Raw genomic sequence first — 15,954 nt, forward strand, 5'->3', positions numbered from 1 at the left:
GCATGAGACAGCGCATCGTTATCATTATTGGACTCCCTGGTATTACCCATGCCACGCGTGCGTAAGGCTGTTTTTCCCGTCGCCGGGCTGGGAACGCGTGTACTTCCCGCCGCCAAGGCCGTCCCGAAGGAAATGCTGCCCGTTGTCGACCGGCCGCTGATCGAATACGCCGTCGAGGAGGCGCGCGCCGCCGGGATCGAGGAGTTCGTCTTCGTCACCGGACGGAACAAAACGGCGATGGAGGACCACTTCGACCGCGCGCTCGACCTGGAAGGCGTGCTGGAATCGAAGGGTAAGACGCGGGAGCTGTCGGCGGTGCGCCATCCGGTGCTGGACCCCGGCCGCGTCGTCTACACCCGTCAGCAGCAGCCGCTCGGCCTGGGCCACGCCGTGTGGTGCGCGCGCACGGTAATCGGGGACGAGCCTTTCGCCGTTCTCCTGCCCGATGATCTCATCATGGCGGACCGGCCCTGTCTGGCACAGCTTCTGGACGCTCACGCCGAGGTCGGGGGGAATATCGTGGCCGTGATCGACGTGCCGCGCGAGCACACCGATCGTTATGGCATTCTCGACGTTACCTCGGACGACGGCCGGTTGGCGGCGGCCAAGGGGCTCGTAGAGAAGCCCGAGCCTCAGAGCGCCCCGTCCACTTTGTCCATCATTGGCCGCTACGTGCTCGACCCAAGCGTCATGCGCGAACTGGACCGGCAGGAGCCGGGGCAGGGTGGCGAGATCCAGTTGACCGACAGCATGGCGCGGACCATCGGCGAGGTGCCCTTCCACGGCCTGCGCTTTGAGGGCCAGCGCTTCGATTGCGGCAACAAGGCCGGCTATATCGAGGCGATCCTCGCCCATGCCCTCGTGCACGAGGAGACGGCAGAAGCGACCCGCGATCTCCTGCGGCGCTATGCGGACGATCTCGACATGCCAACGGCCGCCAGCACGCGCGAGGCGGCCGCCAAGACCCCGAACAGGAGCTGACGAATGCGTATTGCGATGATCGGCACGGGGTACGTCGGTCTGGTTTCCGGCGCCTGCTTCTCGGAATTCGGGACCGAGGTCGTCTGTGTCGACCGCGACGCGGGCAAGATCGACCGGCTCCGCGCCGGCGAGGTGCCGATTTACGAACCGGGCCTGGACAACCTGATCGCCAGCAACGTGCAGGCGGGGCGGCTCAGCTTCACGACGAGCCTGAGCGAGGGCGTCAAGGGCGCGGACGCGGTCTTCATCGCGGTCGGCACGCCGACAAGGCGCGGCGACGGACATGCCGATCTCACCTATGTCTACCAGGCGGCGCGCGAGATCTCGGCGGCGGCGGGCAGCGGAACGGTGATTGTCACCAAGTCGACGGTTCCCGTCGGCACCGGCCGCAAGGTCGGCGAGATCGCGCGCGAGGTGGCACCGCAGAAGGCGCTTCATGTTGCCTCGAACCCGGAATTCCTGCGCGAGGGGTCGGCGATCAACGACTTCATGCGCCCGGACCGCGTGGTGATCGGCACGGACAGCGACCACGCCCGCGAGGTCATGCATGCGCTTTACCGGCCGCTCTACCTGATCGAGACACCGGTGATCTTCACCGAGCTGGAGACGGCGGAACTGACCAAGTACGCGGCCAACGCCTTCCTGGCGACCAAGATTACCTTCATCAACGAGATCGCCGATCTTTGCGAAAGCGTTGGCGCGAACGTCCACGACGTGGCCCGCGGTATCGGCCTGGACGGACGAATCGGTCGGAAGTTCCTGCATGCCGGTCCCGGCTATGGCGGGTCCTGCTTTCCGAAGGACACCCTTGCGCTGGTCCGCACCGCCGAGGAAGCGGCCGCGCCGCTGCGCATCGTCGAGACCGTGGTGGCCGTGAACGACGCCCGCAAGGCGCGCATGGCGGAGAAGGTGATCGCCCATTGCGGCGGTTCGCTGGACGGCCGGACGGTCGCCGTTCTGGGCCTGACCTTCAAGCCGAATACCGACGACATGCGCGAAGCGCCCAGCCTGTCGCTCGTGCCGGCGCTACAGCGGGCCGGCGCCACGGTGCGGGCGTTCGATCCCGAGGGCATGGACGAGGCGCGGAAGTCGCTTTCCGATGTCGTCTATTGCACCAATGCCTATGAGGCGATGGAGGGTGCAGACGCGCTGGTCATCCTGACCGAGTGGAACGAGTTCCGGAACCTGGATCTGGATCGCGCCAAGCAGTTGCTGCGGGCCCCGGTCGTCGCGGACCTGCGCAACATCTACGATCCCGCCGAGATGGCCGCTGCCGGCTTCCACTACGACAGCATCGGGCGGCCCAGCAGTGGCGAGGCCGCCGGGGCCGACGTCATTCCCAGTCACCTTGCGAAGGCCGCGACATGAGCGAAACCCTCCTCACGCACCGCTTCGATCCGACGATCCTGCGCGAGTACGACATCCGCGGCATTGTCGGCGAAACCCTGTTCGAGGCCGATGCCGAGGCGCTGGGCCGGGCCTTCGGCACCATCGTGCGGGAGAACGGCGGGCGGAAAGTGGCCGTGGGTTACGATGGCCGACTGTCCTCGCCGGACCTGGCAGCGGCGGTGGAGCGGGGCCTGCGCGCGGCCAGCATCGACGTGGCACGGATCGGGCGCGGCCCGACTCCGATGCTGTACTTCGCCGTCTACCACCTGGAAACCGACGGTGGCATCCAGATTACCGGCTCGCACAACCCGCCGAACTACAACGGCTTCAAGATGATGCTGGGCAAGCGCGCCTTCTTCGGCCGCGATATCCAGAGGTTGGGTGAAATCGCCGCCAATGGCAGCTACGCCGAAGGGCAGGGTGCGGGCCATGACGCGCCGCTGATGAATGCCTATGTCGCCCGAATCCTGCGCGATCTCTCGACGGACAAGGGCCTGACGGTTGCCTGGGACGCCGGCAACGGTGCCGTGGGGGACGCCATGGTGGACGTCGTCGGCCGCCTGCCCGGTACGCATTACATGCTGAACGAAACCGTGGACGGGACATTTCCGGCCCATCATCCCGACCCCACGGTGCCGGAGAACCTGGAGCAGTTGCAGCGGACGGTGCGTGAAAAGGGCTGCGACCTGGGCTTCGCTTTCGACGGCGATGGCGACCGCATCGGCGCGGTGGACGGGCAGGGGCGCATCCTGTGGGGCGATCAACTGATGATCCTGATTGCCCGCGACATCCTGAAGCGCAAGCCCGGGTCCACGATCATCGCGGATGTGAAGGCCAGTCAGGTGCTGTTCGACGAGATCGCCGCGGCGGGCGGCCGGCCCTTGATGTGGAAGACGGGCCATTCGCTTATTAAGTCGAAGATGGTGGAGGAGGACGCCCCCTTCGCCGGCGAGATGAGTGCGCATCTGTTCTTCGCCGATGGCTGGTACGGCTTCGACGATGCGCTTTACGCGGCGGTGCGGATTCTCGACATCCTGGGCAGAAGTGGCGAGAGCCTGGCGGCGTTCCGGGACTCGCTGCCGCGCGTGGTGAATACGCCTGAGATCCGCTTTCCCTGTTCCGAGGAACGCAAGTTCGCCGCCGTCAACGAGGTGAAACAGCGACTTGCCGATAGCGGGGCCGATGTCGTGGCCATCGACGGCGTGCGGGTCAATACCGAGGACGGCTGGTGGCTGCTGCGGGCCTCGAACACGCAGGATGTCCTGGTGGCGCGCTGCGAGGCGCGGGACGAACAGGGGCTCGCACGCCTTAAGGCGTTGCTGCGCGACCAACTGGAAGCAAGCGGTGTCGAGGTGCCTGCAGAGCTTTGAACTCGAAGGTTTAGCTGAGGTAGAAAATTTATCTCTTTACGCGTGTTTAACCCTGTCTTCGTAATGTCTTTGACGATAATCAAAGGCCTACGCAAGGGACGGGGACACGCTTATGGCAGAGCACGCGGCGAACGCGGCGCGCGAGGATGACCTGCTTCAGAAACTGGCGGAAGAAACCGGCGGCCTCGGAATCGAGATCGCCGATGTCGCCGGGAACGTCGATGACATCAGCGGCCGCGTCCGCGAGCAGGCGCAGGAGCTGCACGGCCTACTGAACAGCGCCACCGAAGTGTCGACGAACAACAGCCGCATCGCCGAGGCGGCCCGTTCCAGCCGGGAGGAGGCGGAAGGTGCCGCGAAGGAGGTGGAAACCTCCCGCTCGACCGTCGAGGAGTCGCTGAAGGATATCCACGACCTCGTGGAGGCGGTAAACGTTATCCAGCAGCAGTTGAACGGCCTGCAGGAAGCGCTGAACAAGGTCGCCGAGGTGGCTTCCGGCATCGACGCCATCGCGAAGCAGACGAACCTCCTGGCCCTCAACGCCACGATCGAGGCCGCGCGCGCCGGCGAGGCGGGCAAGGGCTTCGCCGTGGTCGCGGGCGAGGTGAAGGAGCTTGCAGGTCAGACAAGCCGCGCGACAGCCGAGATCGACTCCACCCTTCAGCAGCTTACCGATCAGGCCGAGCGCCTGATCAGCCAGGGCCAGGACTCCACCCGTCGCGCCGAAGCCGTGCGCGAGGGTACGCAAGCCATCGGCGGCGTCATCGACACCGTGGGACAGGCCATGAGTGCCATGCAGAGCCGGTCGGGCGAGATCGCGGAGGCGGCAGAGACGATCGAGGCGCGCTGCGACGGCTTCGTCGATACGGTGCAGAGCCTGCACACGGGTGTCGATGTCTCTGGCAACACGCTGACCGAGGCGCGCGATCGTATCAACAACCTGACGACCGTGGCCCAACGCCTGATCGGCCTGACTGCCCAGGGGAACGTCGAAACGATCGACACACCATTTATCGAGAAGGTTCGAGAGGTTGCCGTGCAGGTCGGCGGCGCATTCGAGTCCGCGCTCGCCAATGGCGAGATCACCGAGCGCCAGTTGTTCGACCAGACCTACACCGATATCTCGGGGACCGATCCGGTGCAGAAGATGGCGCCCTATACCGAGTTGACGGATCGCCTGCTACCGGACATCCAGGAGCCGTTGCTGTCGTTCGACGACAAGGTGGTGTTCTGTGCGACGGTGGACCGTAACGGCTATCTGCCGACACACAACTTGAAGTTCTCCAAGCCGCAAGGCGACGATCCGGTCTGGAACGCGGCGAACTCGCGTAACCGCCGCATTTTCGACGACAGGGTGGGGCTTGCCGCCGGGCAGAACACACAGCCCTTCCTGCTGCAGGCTTATCGCCGCGACATGGGCGGCACCTTCGTGATGATGAAGGACGTCTCCGCTCCGGTCTTCGTCAATGGCCGGCACTGGGGCGGCGTGCGCCTCGCCTACAAGGCCTGACGGGCGCGAGGCATTTGACCAGGGATTTCGGCAGCGACCGTATCCGATCGGGTCGCGGACAGGACATCGTGCGTGACAAGGGGTGTGCCCAAGCCGGCGTTCGTGGGTTTACATATCATTGCTGCAAGCCCAAGTTGCCTCACTTGGCTGTCGGGAGAACAACCACCGGCTGTCAGGTGTCGTGATGGGGAAGCGGCATGCTGTTCTTCTTTTACGGAACCTTGATGGACGACGAGTTGCGTGGCGCCCTGGCGGGCGCGAAGGACGCGACGCTGCGAATCACGCCGGGCACGCTGCTGAACCACCGGCGGTGCAGGGCGCGCTTCGGCAACTACCCCGTCGTCATACCGCAGCCCGGTGGGCGGCTAAGCGGTCTCTTCGTGGAAGGCGTGGACGCCCATCTTGCGCTGTGGATCGCGCACTACGAAGGCCCTGGCTATGTCCCGGCCCGCGTCAGCGCCGTGGACCATGCCGGACAGCGGTTGCGTCCCTGGGCCTTCATGCCGCTGACCCGGCAGGATGCCAGCCGTGAGCCGTGGGACTTGCAGGCTTGGCAACGTCACGACAAGCCGGCCGTGCGCCGCCTGATGCAGAACTGGCTGCTGCATGTCGATGGCGGGCGTCCCCTAGCGCTCGACGCGCCGTGGCTGTCCCGGCGGCGGCTTTGGGCAGCCGTCCGACTGGGCAACGACCAGCCCAGGCCGAATCCGCACCTGGGCCTTACAGGGTGTAGCCCCATCCACGCCGACGATGAGGGGCTCGGCGCGGCCGCGGAATAGCGCTGAAACGCTTCTTCGTGCGATAGCGGGCGAATGAGGCTCGCCGGTATCGGTGCCACCCCGGGCCGGAGTGAAATGGCGTCAGCCTCGCCGCTCGGTGTTGGCGGCAACCTCCACACCGCCGCGGGGTTGAATCGGCAGGCAGTCCTGGCCCACGGATTCCAGAAGCCGGCAAGCCTGCTGAGCACGGGAACGGGCCAGGTCGACCAGACGGGCGCGGAAGATCGGCCCTCGGTCGCCGCGGATACGCGTCACCGAGATTCGGCTGCTGCCCAGGATCTGCGGAACGCGTTCGAGTGCCCGCGTGGCTGCCTGCCGTGCTGAATCGGAATCCCTGTAAGCACCAACCTGTACGGCCCAGTCGCCTTGCGCCAGCGCCAGCTCGCGCGCCGCCAGCTTGACCTCGCGCGGCCGCGTCGTCGCCGGCGGGACAGGGGCCTCCGGCGCCGGTTCGCTGATCCTGGCGATCAGCTTGTCGAGCGGCTTGGCCGCGGGAGTCGCTGCATCGCCCTGCGCGACGACCGGTTCGGCGGGCGTCGCCTTCGCGGCGGGCTGGCCACTGGTGCGCGCCATCGCCTCGCGAATCGCCTGTACCGGCTTGTGCGGCGGCGGGGTCAGGACGGGCAGCGGCTCAAGCGTACGCGCCTTGCGGAAACCGCGGTCCAAAAGCGTCATGATATGCCGGTCGCGCGAGCGGGCGGTCTTGCCGCCGAACACCACGGCGATCAGCCTGCGGCCGTTGCGCACGACGGATGCCGCAAGGTTGAAGCCGGATGCGCGGGTGTAGCCGGTTTTCACGCCGTCGGTGCCGTCATAGCGGCCAAGCAGGTTGTTGTGGTTGCGGTAACGGTGCTTGCCGTACTTGAAGCTGCGGACCGAGAAATATTCGTAGTACTGCGGATAGTCGTAGATCAGCGCCATCGCCAGCTTGGCCATGTCGCGCGCGGTCGAAAGCTGCCGCCGGTTCGGCAGGCCGGACGCATTGCGGAACCGCGTGCGGTTCATGCCAAGCTCCCGCGCCTTCTCCGTCATCTTCAGCGCGAACTTGAACTCGCTCTCCGCCATCGATTCGGCCAGCACCACGGCCACGTCGTTCGCAGATTTCGTCACGAGCGACAGGATCGCCTGTTCGACCGTGATGGTCTGTCCAACCCGCAGGCCCAGCTTCGAAGGGGTCATGCCCTGTGCCCGGCGTGAGACGGGCAGGCGCTGGTGTAGGCTGAGCCGGCCCTCCTCCAGCGCCTCGAACGTCATGTAGAGCGTCATCATCTTCGTCAACGACGCCGGGTAATTACGGGTGTCCGCATTCACCTCATGGAGGACCCGGCCGGTTTCGGTGTCGATGACGATCGAGGCGTAGCGTGCCTGCGCCTGGCCGGGGAGTGTGACAAGCACCGCGAGCGCCACAACGATCACGGCAAGCGCAGCCGAGATACCGTGTGCACGTGCGAACGCGCCTCTAAACCAGCGGCAGACGGCATGAACGCGCGGCGCTGTTACCATCACTTGATTAACCCCCCGAGAAACGCGCGGCACTGCGAATCGCGTTAAGTCTAAGTAATTGTGGAATCTGTGTCCATACTATGGGGTTAATGGTTAACGTCGATTTAACCTATTGCCTTTGACACCCGGTGCATGCGCTCTTTGGGGCGTTTGTCATGGAGAGGGAAACCGAATGAGGGGATGGCAGAAATCGGTATCGCGATTTGCGGTTTTGCTGGCATTCGCGTCTCTTGCCACGGCTTCCGCCTGTACCTATTCGGGGCGTGTCGACGATCCGGTCAGCCGAAAGCTTACTTGGTTCAGTTTCCTCAACGGGGACGACATCCGCAAGCGCTGCGGGACATCGGCCAGCGAATGGGAAGTGCGGCTGGTTTATAACGGCAACTATGAAAAGCAGTTGCGCAGCTATCATATCGTCAGTGACGGGAGCGGCGGTGCTTTCGTTTCCGCGCAGGCCACGCCGGACGACTATGGCAGCGTCACTGTGCTTTCCGTGAGTGATCCGCTGGCTGCCGTTCGCTGGAAGACGTCGCAGACCCGCATCTCCCCCGACGCTCGGGCGACGCTTGAAGCCAAGCTGCGCGACAGCGGTCTCTACGAGAAGGCACCGAGCGGGCTACGCTTGCCTTCCTGGGGGTGGTACTGGACAGCGACGGTATGCAAGGACGGCCAAGTGTTCTACAACGCTTGGTTGTATCCGTCGAAGCGATGGGAGAAGCAGAACTTCCGGGACATCCTGCTGGCATATGATGACACCGGCGTAGCCTTTACCAAGCCGATCCCGGCGGCGGAGGCGAGGGTAAGCCAGCGCAGCCAGTATGACGAGAAGGGGTCTCGAATCCGCTTCAACTTGCAAGTGGGTGAAAATGGCCTGAAGGGTACGACGCAACTGTTCTAGCGTGAAAGCCTTGCGCAGTCCCGTTTCAGTCCTTGCGTACCAGGCTGACGGGCGCTGCCGGGTCGGCCGGAAGCAGTTGATCGCGCCAGGGTTCGTCGGGAAGCCGCGCGGCCAGTTCGGTCAACTCGTGGTTCCACCATTCGCGTTGTTCGCGCAGGTCGTCATACACGAAATGAGCGGAATGCCAGTGCCGCTCACCCGCGCCGTAGGTCAGGATGTCCACAGGGAAACCGACGTCGGCGGAACTCACCCGGGTGGAGTCGAAAGAGAGGTAGGCGCTTTTCAGCGCCATCGCGAGCGGCGTGTCGAAGGTAAGCGTGCGATCCAGTATCGGTTTGCCATAGCCGGTTGCGCCGATGGACAGATAGGGCGTGCGCTCGTTCACCTCGATCCAGTTGCCTTCCGGATAGACCAGGAAGGCGGTCGGCGCCGGATCCTCGGCAAGCTGTCCGGCGATGATGGTATTCAGGTTGAAGTTCAGCCGCGAGGACTCCAGCGCCGCGCGGTCCTCTTCCGCCGTGCGGCGCAGGCAGGCGGCGTAGGCGTCGACCGCGTCGAGAAGGCAGGTGAATCCGGTCACATGCTCGCGCCGCATCGCACGGTCGAGATAGGCGACCGTCTTGTCCCTGAGAGAGCGGAGCCCCGAGGTCATGATCAGCACGTCCGCGCCGGCGGGGCCGTGCAGCGTCGCCTTGCGCGCAACGGAAACCTGGCTGCCGCTGGTGATGCGGCCATCGGCGAGGCAGACAAGCCCCTCCCGGACGCAGATCGCGAGGCAGTATGTCATAGGTTGCGTAGTCCCGTTCCTGCCCGTGCCGGCCGAGATGCCCCTCACCGCCGAATCGACACTTTACAGCAGTCTGCCAGCAGGGCCGCAAGGCGGCAACACGCAGGGACGAGCGGGTTATCGGCTCGCCGGTGTTATTTATTGTGCACTGCACAATAACCTCTTGACAGCATGACAGCTGGACAAATATAACCGGACATGATGCAGCGCAACATAGCTTGCGCGAAGCGAGACGCGGCGGCCCGTGTGCCGCCAGGGGAACATAGCGACCCAACGATTACCCCCGAAAACGAAGGGACGCGAAGGAGAACGAGATCATGACCACCGCGCAGAAGAAGACCACGCAGAGCCAGGACGTGCTCAAGCCCGTCGAGGACGCCGTGACGGCCGGCAAGGAGCAGTTCGAGAACGTCGTCAAGGTCGGCAACGATGCCGCCACGAAGCAGTACGAGCAGGCCGCGAACCTGGCGAAGGAGCAGATCGAGAAGGGCTCCAGCGCGATGTTCAAGGGCTATGGCGAGGCGACGATGCTGAACAAGGCGAACATCGACGCCGTCGTGAAGGCCTCAACCATCGCCACGAAGGGCTTCGAGTCCCTCAGCCGCGAATTGGTGGACTTTACCCAGAAGCAGATCGAGACCAACGTCGAGACCACGAAGAAGCTGTTCGGCGCCAAGACCCTGCAGGAGTTTTTCGACCTGCAGGCCGACTTCGCCCGGCAGAACTTCGACCGCCTGCTGGCTGAGAGCGCGAAGGTGACCGAGATGTCCGTCAAGGTGACCAACGACGCGCTGCAGCCGATCCAGGCGCAGACCAACGCGGCGGCCGAGAAGGTGATGAAGCCGGCCGCGTAACGGCCGATCCCGCCTTCCGCGACCCGCAGTCGCATTATGACGAGAGGCCCGGTCATTCGACCGGGTCTCTTGTTTTTTCAGCGTATGTCCATGCCGCCATCGGGGCTGGCGAAACGCCCTTGCTATCCCCATCTCCCCATGACGGCTGGAAACGGCGGCGCCGGGCGGCCGTCGATGCCCGTTCGTTGGATTAGGCGGCGAATGACGCCTCGGGGGCTTCCCCATGGGCGGGCATTTCCCATATCATCAACCCGATGGCATCCCTGACGACGGTCGCAAAGGCCGAAGCAAAGCCGTTGCGAGCAGCACTTATGAGCGAACGAGGCAATCAGGAGCCGGACATCCCGGGCGGCAAATCGTCCACGGGCGTGGTGGTGAAACCCCGACCGAAGACGAAGAAGCCCTCGATGTACAAAGTGCTGATGTTGAATGACGACTACACGCCGATGGAGTTCGTCGTTCACGTGCTGGAAAGCTTTTTCGGCAAATCTCGGGAGGAGGCGACCCGTATCATGCTTCACGTCCATCAACGTGGCGTGGGTGTTTGCGGGGTCTATACCTACGAAGTGGCCGAAACCAAGGTGACGCAGGTCATAGACTATGCGCGCAAACACCAGCACCCTCTTCAGTGTACGCTAGAGAAGGAATAGGCCGCGCATGCTCTCGGCAAACCTGGAACAGACGCTCCACCGAGCCCTCGCCTACGCCAACGAGCGCCGTCACGAGTACGCAACGCTCGAACACCTGGCGATGGCGTTGCTGGAGGACCCGGATGCTGTCGCGGTCTTGCGCGCCTGCGGCGTGGACCTGGACCGGCTGCGCAGCGATCTGGGCGACTATCTCGACAACGAACTGTCGAACCTGATCACCGCCCAGGTCGGCGATGCCAAGCCGACCGCCGGCTTCCAGCGCGTGCTGCAGCGGGCGGCGATCCACGTGCAATCCTCCGGGCGCGAGGAGGTGACCGGCGCCAACGTGCTGGTCGCCATGTTCTCCGAGCGCGAGAGCCACGCCGTCTATTTCCTGCAGGAGCAGGAGATGACGCGGCTCGACGCGGTCAATTACATCAGCCACGGCATTGCCAAGGTGCAGGGCCGGGGCGACACCCGCAACGTCGACGGCACGGACGACGACGCTCAGAGCGAGAAAGTGGTGCGCAAGGGTCACGAGGCGCTGGACGCCTACTGCATTGACCTCAACCGCAAGGCGGAAGAGGGCAAGATCGATCCGCTTATCGGCCGCGATTCGGAGATCGAGCGGACCATCCAGGTCCTGTGTCGGCGCACCAAGAACAATCCGCTCTACGTGGGCGATCCCGGCGTGGGCAAGACGGCCCTGGCCGAGGGGCTGGCCCGTCGGGTGGTGATGGGCGAGGTACCGGAAGTGCTCTCCGACGCCCAGATCTTCGCCCTCGACATGGGGGCGCTGCTCGCCGGCACGCGCTACCGCGGCGACTTCGAGGAGCGGGTGAAGGCTGTCCTCGGCGAGCTTGAGCAGCAGGACCACGCGATTCTGTTCATCGACGAGATCCATACGGTGATCGGCGCCGGCGCGACGTCGGGCGGGGCGATGGACGCCTCGAACCTACTGAAGCCGGCCCTGCAGTCGGGCACGCTGCGCTGCATCGGCTCGACCACCTACAAGGAATACCGCCAGCACTTCGAGAAGGACCGTGCGCTGGTCCGCCGCTTCCAGAAGATCGACGTGGCCGAGCCGACCGTCGAGGATTCGGTTAAGATTCTGCGCGGCCTGAAGCCGTACTACGAGAAGCACCATCGCGTCCGCTACACGAACGAGGCGATTCGCAGCGCGGTGGAGCTGTCCTCCAAGTACATCTCGGACCGCAAGCTGCCCGACAAGGCCATCGACGTGATCGACGAGGTGGGGGCGGCGCAGATGCTGGTTCCCGACTCCAAGCGCCGCAAGACCATCGGGGTGAAGGAGGTGGAGGCCATCGTCGCCAAGATCGCCCGCATTCCGCCCAAGTCGGTGTCCAAGGACGACAAGGAGGCGCTGCAGACGCTGGAACGCGACCTCAAGACCATGGTCTTCGGGCAGGACAAGGCCATCGAGGCGCTGTCGGCGGCGATCAAGCTCTCCCGCGCCGGCCTGCGCGACCCCGAGAAGCCGATCGGCAGCTACCTGTTCTCCGGCCCCACCGGTGTGGGCAAGACGGAGGTGGCGCGACAGCTTGCCCGGTCGCTGGGTATCCCGCTGACCCGCTTCGACATGTCGGAGTACATGGAGCGGCATTCCGTCAGCCGCCTGATCGGCGCGCCGCCAGGCTATGTCGGCTTTGACCAGGGCGGTCTGTTGACCGATGCGATCGATCAGCACCCGCACTGCGTTCTGCTGCTGGACGAGATCGAGAAGGCGCATCCCGATCTGTTCAACGTCCTGCTGCAGGTCATGGACTACGGCAAGATGACGGACCACAACGGCAAGACGGTGGACTTCCGCAACGTGGTCGTGATCATGACCACGAATGCCGGCGCCGCCGACATGGCCAAGCCCGCGATGGGCTTCGTTCGAGAGGCGCGCTCGGGCGATGACGAGGATGCGATCAACCGCATGTTCACGCCGGAATTCCGCAATCGCCTGGATGCGGTAATCCCCTTCGGCAACCTGACCGAGGAGATCATCAGCCGCGTCGTCGACAAGTTCATCATGGAGCTGGAAGCCCAGCTTGCCGACCGCAACGTGACGATCGAGTTGGGCGACGACGCTCGCAAGTGGCTGGCCGACAACGGCTACGACATGCTCTACGGCGCCCGGCCGCTAGCCCGCGTCATTCAGGAGCACATCAAGAAGCCGCTGGCCGAGGAACTGCTGTTCGGCAAGCTGACCAAGGGCGGCGTCGTGCGGGTTTCCATCGACCCCGAGACGGACAAGCCGACCTTCGCCTTTGACGAGCAGGGCTCCGGCAAGGGCCGCGGCTCGGGCGGCGGTGGTGGCGGCGGCCGTCGCAAGTCCGGCAAGGATGGCGACTCCGGCTCCGGCGGCGGTTCCGCCGAGAGCGAGGAGAGCCAGACGCCGGAACTGGTGCAGTAGAAGGCGCACAGTGTCGCGGGACAAGCGCGCCGGCGGGGAGGATAGCCTCCTCGCCGGCGTTCGCGTTCTGGACCTCTCGCAATATCTGCCGGGTCCCTACGCCACGCAGCTTCTGGCCGACCTAGGTGCCGAGGTGATCAAGGTCGAGCCGCCGGCCGGCGACCCGATGCGGCGGTTTCCCCCGCTCGGGGATGATGGACTGTCGGCATTCTACCGCCTCGTCAACGCCGGCAAGTCGGTGGTACGCCTGGACCTCAAGCAGGAGGAGGGGCGGGCGGCGCTGTGCGATCTCATCGCGCGGGCGGACGTGCTGTTGGAATCGTATCGCCCGGGCGTGCTGGAGCGGCTGGGCTTCGGGCATGCGGCGCTGATGGCCCTCAACTCGAAGCTGGTGCATTGTGCGCTTTCCGGCTATGGCCAGAGCGGACCGATGGCCGGCGCCGCCGGGCACGACGTGACCTACATGGCGCTGGGCGGCGGGCTGGCGGCCTCGGGGCCGGGGGAGCGGCCGGTAATGGCCTTTCCGCCGGTGGCCGACTACGCCGCCGCGATCCAGGCGGCCTTCGCCACAGTCAGTGCCCTGTTTCGGCGGGAGCGGATGGGTCAGGGCGCGTTCCTCGACGTCAGCATGATGGAAACCGTGCTCGCATGGCAGGCCGGCAGCCTGACCCAAGCGAGGCAAGCGCGCCCGCCCCGACGCGAGGAGGAAATCCTGAACGGCGGCGCGGCCTCCTATCGGGTCTACCGCTGCGCCGACGGCCGCTTTGCCGCCCTCGGCGCGCTGGAGCCGGTCTTCTGGCGGGCGTTCTGCGAGTCGGTGGGACGCCCGGAGTGGGTAGTGCGACAGGACGAGCCGTTCCCGCAAGCGGCATTGATAAGCGATGTGGAGGCGCTTCTCGCCTCCGCCGGACTCGCGCACTGGATCTCGGTGCTGGAAGGTGTGGATTGCTGCTTCCAGCCGGTCCTGGCGTTCGATGAGGTGGCCGAGCACCCGCACATTCAGAGTCGCGGGCTGGTGCGTCCGCAAGGCGATCTGGTCGAAGTCCTGTCACCCGTATTCGTCGATGGATCGTCGCCAAGCGGGCGGAAGCCGGTGTGTGAGCTCGAAGCGGATCAACTTCCCGGGATTTGGTCGCACTAGAGCGCGTCCCGCCTGTTGGGATCGCAGCGGGCGTACCCTGTCGTCAGTCCGCCTTGGAGCTTGGCGGTTCTTCCGCGTGAGTTTCGGTGTGTTCCGGGATAAGGACGCCGGCCAGCTTGCGGGATGTCCATATATGCTTGGCGGCCGACAGGTCGGGCGGCGTGTCGAGTGATCCGCCCTTCACGCTGACGATGTCGTCACGTTCCGGGTTGCCATGCCAGAGGCGCGAACCGCATCGCGGGCAGAACGCGCAATCGAGTGAGCCGCCTATGGTCGCCGGGCGAGTCCAGACGCTTGGCGTGCCGGACGACAGTCGCAACTGACTGCTATTCACGATCACCGAAATCCCGAACGCCGAAGACGACTGCTTCTGGCATTCGCGGCAGTGGCAGACATACGCCTCGACCGGATCGCCGTGGATCTCGTAGCGGATGTCGCCGCACTGGCAGCCGCCCGTCCGTATTCTCATCCCTTCAGCCTCAACCATAATCGGGCGCTCGATAGGGACTGTGTTCCATGAGTGCCGCAAGCTGGGCACGCACGGCCGGCCTCTCCCGCTCAAGGAAGTCGGCTACGCCGCGCTCCAGCGCCGGATCGGCAATCCAGTGGGCCGAGTGGGTCAGCACCGGCAGATAGCCGCGCTGGATCTTGTGCTCGCCCTGGGCACCGGCCTCGACGCGCTTCAGGCCCGCTTCGATGGCGTACTCGATGGCCTGGTAGTAGCAGGCTTCGAAATGCAGGAAGCGGTGATCGTCCAGGCAGCCCCAGTTGCGTCCGTAAAGCGCCTCGGAGCCGATCAGGTTGAGCGCCCCGGCCACAGGGCGGCCGGCGGCATCCTCGGCCATGACCAGCAGGATCCGCTCGGCCATGGTTTCGCCGATCTCCTCGAAGAACTCTGGCGTCAGGTAGGGAAATCCCCAGCGTTTGTCGGCGGTCGCCAGATAGAAATCGTAAAACGCTTCCCAGTGACCCGGCTGGATGTCGGCGCCCGTGAGACGGCGGATCGTGACGCCGCTCTCCACCACCTCCCGCCGCTCGCGCCTGATCTGTTTCCGCTTGCGCGAACTCAGCGCGTCGAGGAAATCGTGGAAGTCGCGGTAGCCCGGGTTCTCGAAGTGGTACTGGATGCCCAGACGCCGCAGGAAGCCATGCTCACCCAGGCGGTTCCATTCGGATTCGCGCGGGAAGGTGACGTGCAGGGAAGAAACGTGGTGCTCCTGCACGGCCCGGATCAGGCCGGCAATCAAGGTATCGGCGACGTGCGCCTGCTTCCGTGGCGGCAGATCGCTACGGATGAGGAGGCGTGGCCCGGTGACCGGCGTGAACGGCACGGCGCTTTGCAGCTTGGGATAGTACGCGCCACCGGCCCGTTCATACGCGTCCGCCCAGGCCCAGTCGAACACGTATTCGCCGTAGGAGTGACCCTTGAGATACAGCGGCACGGCGCCAAGCACCCCGCCATTGTCGCCGCGGAGGACCAAGTGCTGCGGCAGCCATCCGCGCTTTGCCACCGCCGAACCGCTTGCTTCCAGCGCCTTCAGGAAAGCGTGGCGAACGAACGGGTCACCGCTACCCGCGCAGGCATTCCACCCCTCGGAGGGGATCTGCGCGATATCCGAGACGACTTCCAGGATGGTGGTGTCGGCACTTTCCGGCATGGCCCTAAGGTGGCGCGGCGGCAACGCCGGAAC

Annotated in this window: 14 protein-coding genes; 10 read left to right on the top strand and 4 right to left on the bottom strand. The window is 65.1% G+C overall.

The window, feature by feature from the left end; genetic code table 11:
• The first annotated feature begins 48 nt into the window (after window positions 1-48).
• The 5 genes from DRB17_RS06605 (at window position 49) to DRB17_RS06625 (ending at window position 6,029) form a co-directional block, all read left to right on the top strand.
• Window positions 49-981, top strand: coding sequence for a UTP--glucose-1-phosphate uridylyltransferase (locus DRB17_RS06605; RefSeq protein WP_114581398.1), 933 nt, complete (start codon window positions 49-51; stop codon window positions 979-981).
• Window positions 982-984: 3 nt separating this feature from the next.
• A complete protein-coding gene (locus DRB17_RS06610) occupies window positions 985-2,349 on the top strand; it encodes a UDP-glucose dehydrogenase family protein (protein WP_114581399.1) in 1,365 nt (454 codons plus the stop codon).
• On the top strand, window positions 2,346-3,740 hold the full coding sequence (pgmG, locus tag DRB17_RS06615) for a phosphoglucomutase/phosphomannomutase PgmG (RefSeq protein ID WP_114581400.1): 1,395 nt from the start codon (window positions 2,346-2,348) through the stop codon (window positions 3,738-3,740). Before DRB17_RS06610 ends, pgmG begins: the two co-directional genes overlap by 4 nt.
• Window positions 3,741-3,852: 112 nt before the next feature.
• Window positions 3,853-5,250, top strand: a complete 1,398-nt coding sequence (locus DRB17_RS06620) for a methyl-accepting chemotaxis protein (protein ID WP_114581401.1) — start codon at window positions 3,853-3,855, stop codon at window positions 5,248-5,250.
• 197 nt (window positions 5,251-5,447) lie between these two features.
• The gene (locus DRB17_RS06625) at window positions 5,448-6,029 is read left to right on the top strand and encodes a gamma-glutamylcyclotransferase family protein (protein WP_114581402.1); all 582 of its coding nucleotides are present in this window, start codon (window positions 5,448-5,450) and stop codon (window positions 6,027-6,029) included.
• Between the two features lie 81 nt (window positions 6,030-6,110).
• Here the strand turns inward: DRB17_RS06625 and DRB17_RS06630 are convergent, their stop codons facing one another.
• On the bottom strand, window positions 6,111-7,532 hold the full coding sequence (locus DRB17_RS06630) for a D-alanyl-D-alanine carboxypeptidase family protein (protein WP_114581403.1): 1,422 nt from the start codon (window positions 7,530-7,532) through the stop codon (window positions 6,111-6,113).
• Window positions 7,533-7,704: 172 nt separating this feature from the next.
• Here DRB17_RS06630 and DRB17_RS06635 point away from each other — a divergent pair, with 172 nt between their 5' ends.
• Window positions 7,705-8,430: a hypothetical protein gene (locus DRB17_RS06635; RefSeq protein WP_147274829.1), complete on the top strand. Its 726-nt coding sequence runs from the start codon at window positions 7,705-7,707 to the stop codon at window positions 8,428-8,430.
• Between the two features lie 25 nt (window positions 8,431-8,455).
• Here the strand turns inward: DRB17_RS06635 and DRB17_RS06640 are convergent, their stop codons facing one another.
• Window positions 8,456-9,217 carry a proteasome-type protease gene (locus DRB17_RS06640; RefSeq protein WP_114581405.1) on the bottom strand — a complete coding sequence of 254 codons (762 nt, stop codon included), beginning with the start codon at window positions 9,215-9,217 and terminating at the stop codon, window positions 8,456-8,458.
• A 317-nt stretch (window positions 9,218-9,534) separates the two neighbouring features.
• Between DRB17_RS06640 and DRB17_RS06645 the strand changes: the two genes are divergently transcribed.
• The 4 genes from DRB17_RS06645 (at window position 9,535) to DRB17_RS06660 (ending at window position 14,263) form a co-directional block, all read left to right on the top strand.
• Window positions 9,535-10,071 (top strand): phasin family protein, encoded by a 537-nt coding sequence (locus DRB17_RS06645; protein ID WP_114581406.1) that lies wholly within the window; start codon window positions 9,535-9,537, stop codon window positions 10,069-10,071.
• A 311-nt stretch (window positions 10,072-10,382) separates the two neighbouring features.
• Window positions 10,383-10,721: an ATP-dependent Clp protease adapter ClpS gene (clpS, locus tag DRB17_RS06650; protein ID WP_114581407.1), complete on the top strand. Its 339-nt coding sequence runs from the start codon at window positions 10,383-10,385 to the stop codon at window positions 10,719-10,721.
• 7 nt (window positions 10,722-10,728) lie between these two features.
• Complete coding sequence (gene clpA, locus DRB17_RS06655) at window positions 10,729-13,122, top strand: ATP-dependent Clp protease ATP-binding subunit ClpA (protein WP_114581408.1); 2,394 nt, start codon at window positions 10,729-10,731, stop codon at window positions 13,120-13,122.
• Between the two features lie 10 nt (window positions 13,123-13,132).
• Window positions 13,133-14,263 (top strand): CaiB/BaiF CoA transferase family protein, encoded by a 1,131-nt coding sequence (locus tag DRB17_RS06660; protein WP_241503759.1) that lies wholly within the window; start codon window positions 13,133-13,135, stop codon window positions 14,261-14,263.
• 43 nt (window positions 14,264-14,306) lie between these two features.
• Here the strand turns inward: DRB17_RS06660 and DRB17_RS06665 are convergent, their stop codons facing one another.
• Entirely contained in the window at window positions 14,307-14,732 is a 426-nt protein-coding gene (locus tag DRB17_RS06665) for a GFA family protein (RefSeq protein ID WP_161958726.1), read from the bottom strand.
• A gap of 10 nt (window positions 14,733-14,742) precedes the next feature.
• On the bottom strand, window positions 14,743-15,921 hold the full coding sequence (locus DRB17_RS06670; RefSeq protein WP_114581411.1) for a GNAT family N-acetyltransferase: 1,179 nt from the start codon (window positions 15,919-15,921) through the stop codon (window positions 14,743-14,745).
• Window positions 15,922-15,954 lie beyond the last annotated feature (33 nt).

The sequence above is a fragment of the Ferruginivarius sediminum genome (assembly GCF_003344765.1).
Classification (GTDB): domain Bacteria; phylum Pseudomonadota; class Alphaproteobacteria; order Kiloniellales; family Rhodovibrionaceae; genus Ferruginivarius; species Ferruginivarius sediminum.